12 protein-coding genes and 1 pseudogene are annotated in these 14454 nt (G+C 66.8%); 10 read left to right on the plus strand and 3 right to left on the minus strand.

Annotated elements, in window-relative coordinates; all coding sequences use genetic code 11:
• Positions 1 to 5 precede the first annotated feature (5 nt).
• The gene (locus tag A3CW_RS0112070; protein WP_028203807.1) at positions 6 to 434 is read left to right on the plus strand and encodes a YybH family protein; all 429 of its coding nucleotides are present in this window, start codon (positions 6 to 8) and stop codon (positions 432 to 434) included.
• A gap of 79 nt (positions 435 to 513) precedes the next feature.
• Here the strand turns inward: A3CW_RS0112070 and A3CW_RS0112075 are convergent, their stop codons facing one another.
• Positions 514 to 1920 carry an MFS transporter gene (locus tag A3CW_RS0112075; protein ID WP_028203808.1) on the minus strand — a complete coding sequence of 469 codons (1407 nt, stop codon included), beginning with the start codon at positions 1918 to 1920 and terminating at the stop codon, positions 514 to 516.
• A gap of 470 nt (positions 1921 to 2390) precedes the next feature.
• Here A3CW_RS0112075 and A3CW_RS46030 point away from each other — a divergent pair, with 470 nt between their 5' ends.
• The 6 genes from A3CW_RS46030 (at position 2391) to A3CW_RS0112105 (ending at position 9173) form a co-directional block, all read left to right on the plus strand.
• Entirely contained in the window at positions 2391 to 3359 is a 969-nt protein-coding gene (locus A3CW_RS46030; RefSeq protein ID WP_051481409.1) for an AraC family transcriptional regulator, read from the plus strand.
• Positions 3360 to 3494: 135 nt separating this feature from the next.
• Positions 3495 to 4553 carry an ABC transporter substrate-binding protein gene (locus A3CW_RS0112085; protein WP_028203809.1) on the plus strand — a complete coding sequence of 353 codons (1059 nt, stop codon included), beginning with the start codon at positions 3495 to 3497 and terminating at the stop codon, positions 4551 to 4553.
• Positions 4554 to 4613: 60 nt separating this feature from the next.
• Complete coding sequence (locus A3CW_RS0112090; protein ID WP_028203810.1) at positions 4614 to 5444, plus strand: ATP-binding cassette domain-containing protein; 831 nt, start codon at positions 4614 to 4616, stop codon at positions 5442 to 5444.
• Positions 5445 to 5455: 11 nt separating this feature from the next.
• Positions 5456 to 6763, plus strand: coding sequence for a sugar ABC transporter permease (locus tag A3CW_RS0112095; protein ID WP_081771626.1), 1308 nt, complete (start codon positions 5456 to 5458; stop codon positions 6761 to 6763).
• Between the two features lie 34 nt (positions 6764 to 6797).
• On the plus strand, positions 6798 to 7526 hold the full coding sequence (locus A3CW_RS0112100; RefSeq protein WP_028203812.1) for an SDR family oxidoreductase: 729 nt from the start codon (positions 6798 to 6800) through the stop codon (positions 7524 to 7526).
• Positions 7527 to 7544: 18 nt separating this feature from the next.
• Complete coding sequence (locus A3CW_RS0112105; RefSeq protein WP_028203813.1) at positions 7545 to 9173, plus strand: FGGY-family carbohydrate kinase; 1629 nt, start codon at positions 7545 to 7547, stop codon at positions 9171 to 9173.
• Positions 9174 to 9191: 18 nt separating this feature from the next.
• Here A3CW_RS0112105 and A3CW_RS0112110 read toward each other — a convergent pair whose 3' ends face one another.
• A complete protein-coding gene (locus A3CW_RS0112110) occupies positions 9192 to 10460 on the minus strand; it encodes a multidrug effflux MFS transporter (protein WP_028203814.1) in 1269 nt (422 codons plus the stop codon).
• 214 nt (positions 10461 to 10674) lie between these two features.
• On the opposite strand from A3CW_RS0112110, the gene A3CW_RS0112115 reads away from it, so the two are divergent.
• Positions 10675 to 10938, plus strand: a complete 264-nt coding sequence (locus A3CW_RS0112115; RefSeq protein ID WP_051481410.1) for a DUF6723 family protein — start codon at positions 10675 to 10677, stop codon at positions 10936 to 10938.
• 37 nt (positions 10939 to 10975) lie between these two features.
• Here the strand turns inward: A3CW_RS0112115 and A3CW_RS0112120 are convergent, their stop codons facing one another.
• Complete coding sequence (locus A3CW_RS0112120) at positions 10976 to 12091, minus strand: Kelch repeat-containing protein (RefSeq protein WP_028203816.1); 1116 nt, start codon at positions 12089 to 12091, stop codon at positions 10976 to 10978.
• A gap of 320 nt (positions 12092 to 12411) precedes the next feature.
• On the opposite strand from A3CW_RS0112120, the pseudogene A3CW_RS46035 reads away from it, so the two are divergent.
• Both A3CW_RS46035 and A3CW_RS0112135 read left to right on the plus strand, forming a co-directional pair.
• A pseudogene (locus A3CW_RS46035) lies at positions 12412 to 13584 on the plus strand (cysteine desulfurase family protein); the annotation flags it as partial.
• A 40-nt stretch (positions 13585 to 13624) separates the two neighbouring features.
• Positions 13625 to 14431 (plus strand): sulfite exporter TauE/SafE family protein, encoded by an 807-nt coding sequence (locus tag A3CW_RS0112135; protein ID WP_028203817.1) that lies wholly within the window; start codon positions 13625 to 13627, stop codon positions 14429 to 14431.
• Positions 14432 to 14454: the final 23 nt, after the last annotated feature.

The following is a 14454-nucleotide window of genomic DNA, read 5'->3' on the forward strand; positions in this document are numbered from 1 at the left end:
ACACAGTGGACAAAGCCGCCGATCCGATCCTGCAGGTGCTGCACCAATACAAAGCCGCGGTACTGGCCAAAGACGTCGATGCGTTCGTCGCGCTCTACGACCCGGACATCCTGGCCTTCGACATGTGGGGGGCCTGGACGTACGAGGGCATCGCATCATGGCGCAACATGGTGGAGGGCTGGTTCGGCTCGCTGGGCGCCGAGCGCGTGATCGTGGATTTCAGCGAGGCGCAGACCACCGTCTCGCAGGACCTTGCCGTGGTCCACGCCTTCGTGAGCTACAAAGCGGTGGCGGCGGACGGCGAGGAATTGCGCTCGATGGACAATCGCGTGAGCGCGACGCTCAGGCAAACGGGCGACGGCTGGAAGATCTTCCACCAGCATTCGTCCTCGCCGATCGACCCCGCGACGACGAAGGTCATTTTCAAACGTTAGTCGCTGCAAGGAAAAATGCCCGACACACGGTCGGGCATTGCAGGCGGAGCATGACGGGCGCGAGCGGCCCGCCATGCCGTTACTGCTGCGCCTTGCCGGGCACCTGTTGCCCGCGCAGCGAACAGCCCTTCGTCTCAATCACGAAGAAGAGTGCGATGGCGCCCACCGCGCACGCGGCCATCATGTAGTACGCCGGAACGAGCGGGCTGCCGGTCTTGTCCACGAGCCAGTCGCTCACGATCGGCGCGGTGCCGCCGAACAGCGAGGTCGAGACGTTGTAGGCAATCGCCATCCCCGCATAACGCACCTGCGTCGGGAACATGGCGGGGAACATCGCCGAGATGGTCGCGAGCTGCGGCGCATAGAGCAGGCCGAGCACGGCGAAGCCGATCAGCGCGCCGGCCACGCCGTGGCGCATCAGCAGGAACATCGGCACGGCGGCAACGAACAGCCCGACGAGCGAGAACCACCAGAGCGTCTTGCGGCCCACGTGATCGGAGAGCCGGCCCGCGAACGGCAGCAGGGCCATCATCGCGAGCATGCCGATGAGCGGAATGAGCAGCGACATGTTCTCGCTCACGCCCAGTTCCTTGTGCATGTACGTAGGCATGTAGGCGAGCAGCACGTAGTTCACGACATTGAGCGCGACCACGAGTCCGCCCAGCAGGACGAGCGGCACGCGGTGCTCGCGCAGCAGCGTGCGCAGCGAAATGGCCGGGCGCTCCCGCTCCTGTTGCTCGAACTTCTCTTCCATCTCGCGGAATACCGGCGTGTCTTCGATGCGCGAACGCAGATAGAAGCCGATCAAGCCCAGTGGCGCCGCGACGAGGAACGGCAGACGCCAGCCCCACGCATGCATCGCGTCGTTGCCGAGCGAGAGCGACGCCGCGAGCATCAGCAAGGCGCCCAGCGAAAAGCCGGCCAGCGTGGCGAACTCGAGGAAACTCCCGCAGAAGCCGCGCCGCGCGTCGGGCGCGTATTCGGCCATGAAGGTCGCCGCGCCGCCATATTCACCGCCGGTGGAGAAGCCCTGGATCATGCGCAATACGATGAGCGCGGCGGGTGCGAGCCAGCCGGCTTTCGCATAGGTTGGCAGAAGGCCCACGAGCAGCGTGGCGCCCGACATCAGCAGCACGGTCAGCGCGAGCACTTTCTTGCGCCCGAAGCGGTCGCCGAGCGGCCCCCAGAACAGACCTCCGAGCGGGCGGATCAGAAATGATATGGCAAAGGTGCCGAGCGCGAACAGCGTGGCGCTTGCCGTGCTGCCCGGAAACAGCGCCGCGGAGATATAGGCGAGCCCATAGGCGTAGATGCCATAGTCGAACCACTCGGTTGCATTGCCCAGTGCGGCGGCGGTGATGGCGCGGCGTGGCAGCGTGTGCGCGCTGCCGGTGGGGGCGGCGTGCTGGTCGTGGTCGGGAGTTGACGTGTCGTCCCATAGGGACCGGCCCGGCGTGGGGGAATGCCAAGTTTCGGCGAATCGCATAAGACGTCCTCTTGTCAGGAACCGCGGCCCGAATGGCGCGCTTGAGCGATCAAGTTAGTCCCGTCAATTTCTGTTTCCGATGTCATAGGACGATTTCGCATCGGGACTTTCCCTGCCTGCGCATCACGAGTACCCGTCGCGCGGGTGCAGTGGAGACTTTTGACCGTTCCTTGGGCTTCGCGCTTGATCGAGTGGTAGCAACATTTGCCGTTTTTGTGGTGGTTGAGTTGTTTCGCAGTTCGCCAGCGAGGGCTGTTGCTATGCACAAAAGTTGACTTCCGGCACACTGGAATCGGCCCAGGACTAACCCGAATGCAAGAAAGTATCAGTCTGCGGTCTGATTTTCAGTGGTGGAGGCGTGCCGCGGCGGGTAATTTTCAGTCATGGCGGCGCGCGGTCCGAGGGTAGGTCCAGCGTATGCGCGAGCAGCCGTCGCAGAACAAGAAAAAAACCGTGCAGGAGGAGTCGAGATGCAAACCTTTGGGGCAGCCACGGCGCGCACGAGCGTGCCTTGCGCCACACATTCCCAGCCTGACCTCGAGCTGGTCGCCGTGCCGCGCGACGAGTCGTTCAAGGTCTGGTCGCACGGCTACCCCTATCGGACGGTGCGCTGGCACTTCCATCCCGAGTACGAGATCCACCTCATCACCGCGACCACAGGCAAGTATTTCGTGGGCGATTTCATCGGCAGCTTCGCGCCCGGCAATCTCGTGATGATCGGACCGAACCTGCCGCACAACTGGGTGAGCAGCGTGCCGCACGACGAGCCGGTGGACGAACGTTGTCTCGTCCTCCAGTTCGATGCGGATTTCATCGCCCGCGCGATCGATGCGTTTCCCGAATTCAGGCGCGTGGAGACGCTGCTCGACGCGTCGCGCTGGGGGCTCCTGTTCACGCCGGAAACGGGCGCGGCCGCCGAGCCGATCCTGCGCGAGATGCTCGGCGCACAGGGCATGCGGCGTGTCACGCTCTTCATCGACCTGCTCGATCTGCTCGTGCAAAGCGAGGAGCCCGCGGCGCTCGCAAGCGAGGCGTATCGCGCCGACCCGGCCCGCTATGCGGGCACGCGCATCAATCACGTGCTCGCCTTCATCGGCAAGAATCTCTCCCAGGAGCTGCGCGAAACGGAGCTGGCGGAACTCGCCGGGCAGAGCGTAAGCGCGTTCTCGCGCTATTTCCGCCGCCATACGGGCGTGTCGTTCGTGCGCTACGTGAACCAGCTGCGCATCAATCTGGCGTGCCAGCTGCTGATGTCAGGCGAACTGAACATCACCGACATCTGCTATCAGGTGGGCTTCAACAACCTCTCGAATTTCAACCGCCAGTTCCTGTTGATCAAGGAAATGTCGCCGTCGCGCTGGCGGTCGTATCAGCGGCTCAATGCCGCGAGCGCGGCCAGCAAGAGCGAAGCCTTGTACGGCGCGCCTGCGATCGGCTAGCGGATCGCCCAGCAAGAGGCATTCAAACGCAGTGCGCATGTCAGGTATTGCGGAGGACGAACTCACACGTTCACAAGGCAGCACGACAGCACCGGCAACCCTACCAGGCATTCAACCAAAAAACGGAGACACCCAATGACCCGACTTCACACCCAGCTGATCGGCGCCGCCGCGCTCAGTCTTGCCCTCGCGGGCATTACGTCGGCTTACGCCGCGCCGAGCGGCACGGTCGCGTTCCTGATGCCCGACCAGGCCTCCACGCGCTACGAGCAGCACGACTTCCCCGGTTTCAAGGCCGAGATGGGCAAGCTCTGCCCCGACTGCAAGGTGCTCTACCAGAACGCGAATGCCGATGCCTCGCAGCAGCAGCAACAGTTCAATTCGGTGATCGCCCAGGGCGCGAAGGTCATCGTGCTCGACCCGGTGGACTCCACGGCCGCGGCTTCGCTCGTGCATATTGCGCAGAGCCAGGGCATCAAGGTCATTGCGTACGACCGGCCCGTGCCGTCCACGCCTGCCGATTACTACGTGTCGTTCGACAACGAGGAAATCGGCAAGTCCATTGCGCAGTCGCTCGTGCAGCAACTGAAGGCGTCGGGCGTGGCCGGGAGCAAGGGCGGCGTGCTCGAAGTGAACGGCTCGCCGACCGACGCCGCCGCTGGGCTCATCAAGAAGGGCATTCACGAAGGGCTGCAGGGCAGCGGCTACAAGACGCTCTCCGAGTACGACACGCCGGAGTGGGCGCCGCCCAAGGCGCAGCAATGGGTGAGCGGGCAGATCACGCGCTTCGGGCCGCAGATCGTGGGCGTCGTGGCCGCCAACGACGGCACGGCGGGCGGCACCATCGCGGCCTTCAAGGCGGCGGGCGTGAATCCGGTTCCGCCGGTCACCGGTAACGACGCGACCACCGCGGGCCTGCAGCTCATCATCGCGGGCGACCAGTACAACACGATCCTCAAGCCCAGCGAGATCGTGGCGGGCGCGGCGGCGAAGGTGGCCGTGGGCTTCCTCGACGGCAAGCCCGTGAAGGGCGAGACGACGCTCTTCAAGACGCCCACGCAACTGTTCAAGCCGGCCGTCATCACGCAGAAGAACATCAAGGCCGAGGTGGTGGACAAGGGCTTCGCGAAAGCGACGGACCTGTGCACGGGCCGTTACGCCGACGGCTGCAAGAAGCTCGGCATCGGCGGCTGATGCGCATGGCTGGGCCCGGCGCGCGCCGGGCCCCGAGAGCAACGAAGAGGTACCCATTTCATGACTGATGAATCAACGAACCGCGCCACGGACCGAGCCACGACAAGCGGCGCGCCCGGCGAGCTGGTGCTGAGCCTGCGCGGCATCTCGAAGCACTTCGGTGCGGTTTCGGCCCTCACGGATATCGAGCTCGACGTGCATGCGGGCGAGGTGGTCGCCCTCGTCGGCGACAACGGTGCGGGCAAATCGACGCTCGTGAAGATTCTTGCGGGCGTGCACCAGCCGAGCGCCGGAACGATCACGTTTCGCGGCCAGCCGGTGAACCTGTCCGATCCGGGCACGGCGCTCGACCTGGGGATCGCGACGGTGTTCCAGGACCTCGCGCTGTGCGAGAACCTCGATGTCGTGGCGAACATCTTCCTCGGCCGCGAGTTGAGCCCTTACCGGCTCGACGAGGTCACGATGGAAGTGAAGGCCTGGACGCTCCTCAACGAGCTTTCGGCGCGCATTCCCAGCGTGCGCGACGTGGTCGCCTCGCTCTCGGGCGGCCAGCGTCAGACCGTGGCGATAGCACGTTCGCTGCTGCTCGACCCGAAGCTCATCATGCTCGACGAACCGACCGCCGCGCTCGGCGTGGCCCAGACCGCCGAGGTGCTGAACCTGATCGAGCGCGTGCGCGAGCGCGGGCACGCCGTCATCATGATCAGCCACAACATGGAAGACGTGCGCGCCGTGGCCGACCGCATCGTCGTGCTGCGCCTCGGCCGCAACAACGGGATTTTCTATCCCGACTCATCCAACGCCGAACTCGTGGCGGCGATCACCGGGGCGACGGAAAACGCGGTGTCGCGCCGCGCGGGCCGCCGCCAGGCGCAACAGGACGTCCAGTGAAAGGAACGATCATGAGCAAGACTATCCATGGCGCTCCGCAGCCTGAAACCCCGGACGGCTCGAAGCCCGAATCGAAGCCGGAGTCGAAGCCATCCACGCTGCTCGACCGCAGCGACGTGCGCGTGAAGCATGCGAGCGGCGTCGGCGAGAGTGTGTCGGCATTCGTCGATCGCGTGCGCTCGGGCGACCTGGGTTCGCTCCCGGTCATCGCGGGGCTCGTGATCATCTGGACGGTGTTCACGAGCCTGAACCCTGTGTTTCTTTCCGCCGACAACCTCGTGAACATGCTGTTCGACTGCTCGACGGTCGGCGTCATTTCTCTTGGCATTGTCTGCGTTCTGATGCTCGGGCAGATCGATCTCTCGGTGGGCTCGATGAGCGGCTTCGCTTCGGCGCTCGTCGGCACGTTGTGGGTCAACGACGGTTGGCCCGTGCTGCTCGCCGTCGTCGCCGCGATTGCGGTGGGCGCAGTGATCGGTGCGCTGTACGCGCTGCTGCTCAACTGGATAGGCATGCCAAGTTTCGTCTCGACGCTCGCGGGCCTGCTTGCCATCCTCGGCATGCAGCTCTACGTGCTCGGTTCGACGGGTTCGATCAATTTGCCCTACGGCTCGACGATGGTGAATTTCGGGCAACTGATGGTGATCCCGCCGATCGTCTCGCACGTAATCGCGCTGCTGCCCGGTATCGTGCTCCTGCTGCTCGGCATGCGCACGCGCACGCGCCGCCATGCGGCCAGGCTTTCGGCGCCTTCGGTCGCAGGCCTGCTCGGGCGCGTGGCGGCGCTGACCGTGTTCCTCGAAATCGTCGTGGCTTATCTCAACCGGGGGCGTGGCGTGCCGCTGATGTTCGGCCTCTTTCTGGGTCTCGCGGTCGTCATGCAGTACGCGCTCACGCGCACGCGCTGGGGCCGTTCGATGCACGCCGTGGGCGGCAATCACGAAGCCGCGCGCCGCGCGGGTATCAAGGTCGGCGCGATCTATACGAGCGCCTTCGTGCTGTGCGCGAGCCTGGCCGCGATCGGCGGCGTGCTGACCGCGGCCAGGCTCGCTTCGGCGAGCCAGCAGGCCGGCACCGGCGACGTGAACCTCAACGCCATCGCGGCAGCCGTGATCGGCGGCACGAGCCTGTTCGGCGGGCGCGGCAGTGCTTGGTCGGCAGTGCTCGGCATCATCGTGATCCAGTCGATTGCGAGCGGCCTGACGCTGCTGAACCTGTCGTCGTCGCTGCGCTTCATGATTACCGGCGCCGTGCTGGCCATTGCGGTGATCGTCGATTCGCTCGCCCGCCAGTCGCGTGTTTCGCATGGCCGCGCCTGAGGCGTCGGCACCTGATTCAAGGAGAAAGTCACCCATGTCTGAATCGATCAAGGGAAAGGTCGCCGCCATTACGGGTGCGGCGTCCGGCATCGGCTTCGCGTGCGCGCGCGCGTTCGTGGACGAAGGCGCGAAAGTCGTGCTGATCGACCGCGCAGAGGACCGGCTCGCGAAATGTTGCGCGGAACTGGGGCCCAATGCGCTGCCGCTCGCCATGGACCTGCTCAACCCGGCGGACTATGCGGCCATGCTGCCCAGGATCCTCGACCTCGCAGGCGGCCTCGACATCTTCCACGCCAACGCGGGCGCGTATATCGGCGGCGAGGTGGCGAACGGCAATCCCGACGAGTGGGACCGCATGCTCAGCCTGAACATCAACGCCGCGTTTCGCTCGGTGCATGCGGTGCTGCCGCACATGATCGCGCAGAAGGCGGGCGATATCGTTTTCACGAGTTCGGTGGCGGGCGTCGTGCCGGTGGTGTGGGAGCCCATTTACACGGCCTCGAAGTTCGCGGTGCAGGCCTTTACGCACACCGTGCGCCGCCAGGTCGCGAAGCACGGCGTGCGCGTGGGCGCGGTGCTGCCGGGCCCCGTGGTCACGGCCTTGCTCGACGACTGGCCCAAGGCGAAGATGGACGAAGCGCTGGCCCAGGGCAGTCTCATGCAGCCGAAGGAAGTGGCCGATTGCGTAGTATTCATGCTCACGCGGCCGCGCAACGTCACCATTCGCGACCTCGTGATCCTGCCGAACAGTGTCGATTTGTAACCCCATAGTCAACGAGCCATGACCTCAAATAACCAGGCCGGCGGCGCGCGCCATACCGTCGGCGTCGATGTGGGCACGGGCAGCGCCCGCGCCGGCATTTTCGATTCCGCTGGACGCATGGTGGCGTCGGCGAAACACGACATCAGCGTGTTTCACGAGAGCGGCGCGATCGTCGAGCAATCGAGCACGCAGATCTGGGACGCCGTGTGCCAGGCCGTGAAGGAGGCGCTCGCGCAGGCCGCGATCGCGCCGGAGCAGATTGCCGGCATCGGCTTCGACGCCACCTGTTCGCTCGTCGTGCTGGGCGAGGGCGGCACGCCGCTGCCCGTTGGGCCCTCCGAAGTGGCCGAGCGCGACATCATCGTGTGGATGGACCATCGCGCCGTGGAGCAAGCCGAGCGCATTAACGCCACGGGCCACGATGTGCTGCGCTTCGTGGGCGGCAAGATCTCTCCCGAGATGGAAACGCCCAAGCTGCTGTGGCTGCTGGAAAACCGGCCCGAGGTGTTCGCCGCGGCCTGGCAGTTCTTCGACCTGACCGACTTCCTCACGTGGCGCGCCACGGGCGATCTTTCGCGCTCGACCTGCACCGTGACGTGCAAGTGGACCTATCTCGCGCACGAGCAGCGCTGGGACGAGAGCTACTTCCGCACTGTGGGCCTTGGCGTGCTTGCCGACGAAGGTTTCGCGCGCATCGGCCGCACGATGGTCGAGCCGGGCACGCCGCTCGGCAGCGGGCTCACGCCCGAGGCCGCCGCGCAGCTCGGCCTGCGCGCGGGCACCGCCGTCGCGACGGGCGTGATCGACGCGCACGCGGGCGGCATCGGCACGGTCGGCGCGCAAGGGCAACCCGAGGCGTGCCTCGCGTATGTGTTCGGCACCTCGTCATGCACGATGACGACCACGCGCGACCCCGTGTTCGTGCCCGGCGTGTGGGGGCCGTACTACGCGGCGATGGTGCCCGGGGCGTGGCTCAACGAAGGCGGGCAGTCGGTGGCGGGCGCGGCGATCGAGCGCTTGCTCACAATGCATCCGCTCGCCACGCAAGCCGCGAGCCGCGCGGCGAGCGAAGGCCAGTCGCTGCCGACGATGCTTGCCGGGCTGGCGGTTCAGGCTGGGCAGGGTGAGTCGGGCGCGGTGCGACTCGCGCACGATCAGGGCCTGCACGTCGTGCCGGAATTCCTCGGCAACCGCGCGCCGTTTGCCGATCCGCACGCGCGGGCCGTCATCGCGGGACTCGGCATGGAGACGGACATGGAGAGCCTCGTCGCGCTCTATGTCGCGGGCATTGGCAGCATCGGCTATGGGCTGCGGCAGATCATCGAGGTGCAGGCCCAGGCGGGCGCGCCGATCGAGCAGGTCGTGATCAGCGGCGGCGCGGGGCGGCTCGACCTCGTGCGCCAACTGCTTGCGGACGCAACGGGCAAGCCCGTGCTGGCCACCCACGCCGAGGAGCCCGTATTGCTGGGCGCGGCCATGCTGGGTGCCGTGGCTGGCGGCCTATACGACAACGTGCGCGAGGCGATGGCCGCGATGTCGCAGATCAGCAAGGTCTACGCACCGGCCACGGGCGAGATCGCGGCGCTGCACGAAGCGCGTTATCGCGCGTTCACGCAGTTGCAGGACGTGGCGCGCGCGATCCGCTAATGGCTTGACCGTAGCGGCTCACGCCGCCTCGCCGCTGCGCGGCGCGAGCGCGGCGGCGGCAGCCTGACTCTGCGCGAGGTGGCGCAGCAGTTTCGTCACCATCACGACGACGGTGAGCGCGAGCAGCACGAAGAACACCGCGAGCGGCGTGAGCACGTGCACGGAGACGAAACCGGCCAGCCCCATCATCGCCGAGGAAACGAGCAGCAGCGCGCAGCCGAGAATCGCGCTCGTCAAACCCGCGATATGCGGGAACAGCGAATTGCCCTTGGCCATCAGCGTGGGGTACATCGCACCCGCGCACAGACCCATCACGAGTACCGGAACGGCAAGCGTCCACACGCGCAGGCCCACCGTGAGCGCGAGCACGAGCATGGCGATGGCCGCGCCCGCCATCACGCGCGCCCCCACGCGCAGACGTTGTTCCGGGGTGGGCAGGCGCGGGCCGTGCAGCCGGTTCGAGAGGCCGCCCAGGAAATACATCAGGCCGATGCCGAGCGCGAGATAGCCGAAGAAGGTGGGCGGCCTGTGCAGCGTGTTCTGCACCATGAACGGCCCGACGACATTGAAGACGAGCAGGATGCTGTAGCACAGGCCCTGGGCCAGAAAGCAGCTCTGGAACACCGGGCTCGCGAGCACCTTGCCCGCGTTCGCGATGAGCGTGCGTGGTTCCAGATGCACCGGTTGCCGCAAGGTTTCGCGAAAGCGCCACAGCAGCGCCCACATCACCAGCGAATACACGAGCAGGAACACGAGGCAGGCCTTCCAGCCGAACAGCTCCTGCAGATGCGCGCCGATCACCGGCGCGATGATCGGCGCGAGCCCCCATGTAATCGACATGTAGGTGAACGCGTGCATGAGCGCGGTGCCCACGAACGAGTCGGTGATGATGGCTTTCGCGAGCAGATTGGTCGCGGCGATGCCGAAGCCCTGCAGGCAGCGCGCCAGCACGAAGGTTTCCAGATTGGGCGCGGCGAGCGAGAGCAGACAGCCGACCGTATAGATCACGAGGCCGAAGGCCAGCACGCGCTTGCGCCCGAGGGCGTCGGAAATCGGCCCGAAGATGAGCTGGCCGAGGGCGTAGGCGGCGAGATAAACGGACACGCTCGACTGGATCGCCTGCGGCGACGTCGCGAAGTAGCGCGCCATGGCCGGCAGCGCGGGCACGTAGATGTCGATGGCGAGCTGTCCGGCGGAGGCGAACAGGCAGATCAGGAACAGCAGGAAGCGCGGCGAGTTCGCCGGGGGGGCGGCGGTGGCTGGACGTTCGGGCAGATCGTGGGTCATGACAGCTTGAAGAGGGCGGATTCCGGTGCGGCGGCGCGGGAGCGATCGAGCTGCAGGTTCGGAAAGCGTGTTCGGATCACGAACATAGCGTCCGGCGCGGCGGCGTAGGCGCGTATTGTGCCCGTTATCGCCGACTTCCGTGCGACGCCCCTCGCAGGCGCGGCGCTTGCTGGATATCTGCATACCTCGCCCCAGGAATACGCGGAGTGCCGACATGCCAGAGAAAAGGCCGAAAGAGGCCGTGCGCCGCCCGACCACCGCGGAAGACTACGAAGTCTTCTGCGGCGAGCAGATCGACGGCGCGGGCCGCTACTACGGATTGCTGCGTATTCGCCGCAAGACCGATGGGCGGCTCATCTATCCGTTCGACGGCTGTCCGCGTCCGGGGCCGTGCGCCACGGGGCCGCTGGCCAGGCAACAGGCACTCGCGCTCGCGGATGAGCTGATTCGCGCGGACATTGCCATGCCCGAAGGGTGAGCCGGCCCTGCCTGCCGGAGGCGGAGCACGCCCAGGCTCAAAGCGAAAACACTTCGTGCACCGAAGTCTGAAACACGCCGCCATTCATGGGGCCGCCGCCCGCCACGTGAATCGCATCGCCCACGACCGCCGCGCCCATGCCATGACGCGGCGTGAGCATGGGCGCATAGGCCTGCCATGAATCGGTGGCCGGGTCGTAGCCCTCGTTCTGCCCGAATACGCGCCGCGTGCCTTCTCCCTCCATGCAGAAGAACCGTCCCCGCCACGCCGCGCCGCCGTGACCGGAGCGCGGCGTGGGCATGGGCGCGCGTTCTTCCCAGGCGTCGCGCTTCGCGTCGTAGGCCACGTGCATGCCGGTGTTGAAGTCGAACGTATCCATGCGCCCGCCGGCCACGAGTATCCAGCCCGCTAGCGAGACGGCCGCTGTGTGGTCGCGCGGCCCGGGAATGGGCGCGAGCGTCTTCCAGCTGTCGCTCTGCGGGTCGTACGCCTCGTGCCAGTCCACCGAGCGCGTGTCGCGGCCGCCGATCGCGTGCAGCATGCCGTCGTGCGCCACGACGGAGATCGCGCCGCGCGAGCCGCGCGAAAGCGGGTGAATTGCGTGCCAGCGGTCGTCGGCCACGACATAGGCGTAGCAGTCGGGCACGGCAATGCGGTTCTGCTCGACGAAGCCGCCCATCGCATAGACCACGCCGTCGAGCGCCGCCACGCCGATATGATTCGCGCCGCGCGGAACGGGCGCGGCGTTGCGCCAGGCGCCGCGCGCCGCATCGAATACGTGGTGATAAGGGCGCGCGACCTGGCCCGCACCGTAGCCGCCGATCACATGCATGCGCTCGCCCTCGCTCGTCGCCCATGCCATTTCGCTGCGCGGCAGCGGCAAGGGCGCGGCCGTGGCCCACGCGCCTTGCGGCGTGGCGCGCGGCGCGCTCGAGTAGAAGAAGCGCTGTGTGAATGCTGCGGGCGGCAGCTGCGTGGCGTTGGGGTCGCGCAGGCTCGCGTAGAGCCCGCCGCGCTGGGCCGTTTGCATCGCTTGCGGGTCTTCGGGCATGGCCTGCATGTCCTCTGCAGCCATCGCACCGCGCTGCGCGTACCAGGCGGTGCTGCCCGCGGCGAGGCTCAGTTCGAGGAAGCGGCGACGGGAAAGCGGCATGGCGAACCTCGCGGAGGTGGGCGGGAGACGGCATCGGACGCGCTTTTTTCGGGCGTTTTTCTCACTCGCGCGGCGCGCAGTGGACACGGTACTCGCTTACGCTGTCGCCCACCTTGCGTGAGTGTGCACGCTCGATTGAGGGTGCAATCGGCTCCGCATCGCCACGCTGCATCGTCGTGCGTGCCGAGAATTTCATTTCGCGACAGGCCGGTCGAGGAGAAATGGATACTCCTCTCTTTGGAGAATCCGCTTAATTTTGGAACCATTTTTTAGCGCCCGACGCGTAGCATTTTCGACATTCCGTTGTGCGAGAAACGAAGATGAGCGAGAAGGGCGATTTGCGTTACTTTGACTATGCCGCGACCACCCCGGCGGACCCGCGGGTGATCGAGGCGATGTTCGGCTGTCTGGGTATGGAAGGCGACTTCGGCAACCCTGCCTCCAGCTCGCATGGCGCGGGCCAGCGGGCGCGGCGGCTCGTCGAGCAGGCGCGCAAGGACGTGGCGGCGCTCATCGGCGCCGAGGCCGGCGAGATCGTCTGGACGTCCGGCGCGACCGAGTCGAACAATCTCGCGCTCAAGGGCTATGCGGACCGCGCGACGCAAAAGCGCCATCTCATCACGAGCCAGCTTGAACACAAGGCCATTCTCGACACGATGACGAGCCTCGAAGCGCGCGGCATGGCCGTCACGCGGCTCGCGCCGGACGCGCACGGCGAAATCACGGCTCAGGCCGTGGCCGCCGCGCTGACGCCCGACACCGGTCTCGTGTCGCTCATGCTGGTCAACAACGAACTGGGCACACTCACGGATGTCGCGGCGATTGCGCGCGTGGTCCATGCCGCCGGCGCGCTGCTGCACGTCGATGCGGCGCAGGCGCTCGGCAAGACGCCCATCGACGTGAAAGCGATGGGCATCGACCTCCTCTCGATGTCGGCGCACAAGGTGTATGGGCCGAAGGGCATCGGCGCGATCTATGTGAGTCACGAGGCGTTCGAGCGCATCGCGCCGCAGATGCATGGCGGCGGTCACGAGCGCGGCCTGCGCTCGGGCACGCTGGCCACGCATCAGATCGTCGGCATGGGCGTGGCGTGCGTGATTGCGCGCGAGGCGCTGCAAGCGGACAGCGAGCGCATTGCGCGCCTCGGCGAGCGCCTGCTGGCCGAGGTGCTCGCGTTGCCGGGCGTCACGCTCAACGCCGCGCGCGCTAAGCGCATTCCCCATACGCTGAGCCTCACGATCGATCTGCCGGGCTTCTTCCCGTTCCTGCTGACCGGCGACCTCGCGATCTCGTCGACTTCGGCCTGCAACTCGGCGGCGGGCACGCCTTCGCACGTGCTCACGGCCATCGGGGTTGGCGAAGAGGCGGCGAACCGTACGGTGCGCCTGAGCCTCGGGCGCTTCACGAAGCCGGAAGACGTCGATTTCGCGGTGGACTGCATTCGTCGCGCTGTGGCGCCGTGTCTGCCGGCCGCAGCGGTCGCTGTGCCCGCTTGATCCCGGCGGTCAAGGTCACGATGAACATCGAAACCCGATGATCGTTTCACTCGTACTCGGCGCCATGATCGGCGCGTTGCTGGGACTCACGGGCGCAGGCGGCGGCATTCTCGCCGTGCCGGCGATCGTGGTGGGAATGGGCTGGCCCATGCAGCAGGCCACGCCGGTCGCCTTGATCGCCGTGGCGAGCAGCGCGGGGATCGGCGCGCTCGAAGCCTTCCGCAACCGCCTCGTGCGCTATCGCGCAGCGTTCTGCATGGCGCTCGCGGGCGTGCCGACCACGTGGCTCGGCGTGCGCCTCGCTCAAGCCATGCCGCAACGCCTGCTGCTCGCGCTCTTTGCCGGCGTGATGCTGTTCGTGGCCGGGCGGCTGCTGCGTCAGACCATCGGGAAAAAGCGCGCGCTGCCCGAAGCGTCGCCGCTTTGCGTGGGCCGCGTCAATCCCGACACCGGCCGCCTCGTGTGGTCGAAGGCGACGGCGCTCGCGCTGGCATCGACCGGCGCGTTGACGGGACTGATGACGGGCCTGCTCGGCGTGGGCGGCGGCTTCATCATCGTGCCCATGCTGCGCAAGCTCACGAACATCTCCATGCACGGCATCGTCGCGACGTCGTTGATGGTCATCGCGCTCGTGGGCTCCGGCGGCGTGGTGGCGACGGTGCTGCACGGCGTGCCGCTGCGGCTCGACCTCACGCTGTGGTTCAGCGTTGCGACCGTCGCCGGCATGATGCTGGGGCGTCACGTTTCGCACCGCGTTTCCTCGCGGCATACGCAGATGGGCTTCGCCGGCATTCTGGTGTGCGTGGCGTGCGGCATGCTCGCCAAGGTGGCGCTCGGCTACTGACCGGATCGCGCCTTGCGCCCGCG

This window comes from Paraburkholderia nodosa DSM 21604 (assembly GCF_000519185.1).
GTDB lineage: Bacteria > Pseudomonadota > Gammaproteobacteria > Burkholderiales > Burkholderiaceae > Paraburkholderia > Paraburkholderia nodosa.

Coding starts and splice junctions, on each gene's coding strand:
- A3CW_RS0112090 (WP_028203810.1), top strand. CDS start 4,614: ATGACTGATGAATCAACGAACCGCGCCACGGACCGAGCCACGACAAGC.
- A3CW_RS0112115 (WP_051481410.1), top strand. CDS start 10,675: ATGCCAGAGAAAAGGCCGAAAGAGGCCGTGCGCCGCCCGACCACCGCG.
- A3CW_RS0112110 (WP_028203814.1), bottom strand. CDS start 10,460: ATGACCCACGATCTGCCCGAACGTCCAGCCACCGCCGCCCCCCCGGCG.
- A3CW_RS0112105 (WP_028203813.1), top strand. CDS start 7,545: ATGACCTCAAATAACCAGGCCGGCGGCGCGCGCCATACCGTCGGCGTC.
- A3CW_RS0112135 (WP_028203817.1), top strand. CDS start 13,625: ATGATCGTTTCACTCGTACTCGGCGCCATGATCGGCGCGTTGCTGGGA.
- A3CW_RS0112120 (WP_028203816.1), bottom strand. CDS start 12,091: ATGCCGCTTTCCCGTCGCCGCTTCCTCGAACTGAGCCTCGCCGCGGGC.
- A3CW_RS0112100 (WP_028203812.1), top strand. CDS start 6,798: ATGTCTGAATCGATCAAGGGAAAGGTCGCCGCCATTACGGGTGCGGCG.
- A3CW_RS0112095 (WP_081771626.1), top strand. CDS start 5,456: ATGAGCAAGACTATCCATGGCGCTCCGCAGCCTGAAACCCCGGACGGC.
- A3CW_RS0112085 (WP_028203809.1), top strand. CDS start 3,495: ATGACCCGACTTCACACCCAGCTGATCGGCGCCGCCGCGCTCAGTCTT.
- A3CW_RS46030 (WP_051481409.1), top strand. CDS start 2,391: ATGCAAACCTTTGGGGCAGCCACGGCGCGCACGAGCGTGCCTTGCGCC.
- A3CW_RS0112075 (WP_028203808.1), bottom strand. CDS start 1,920: ATGCGATTCGCCGAAACTTGGCATTCCCCCACGCCGGGCCGGTCCCTA.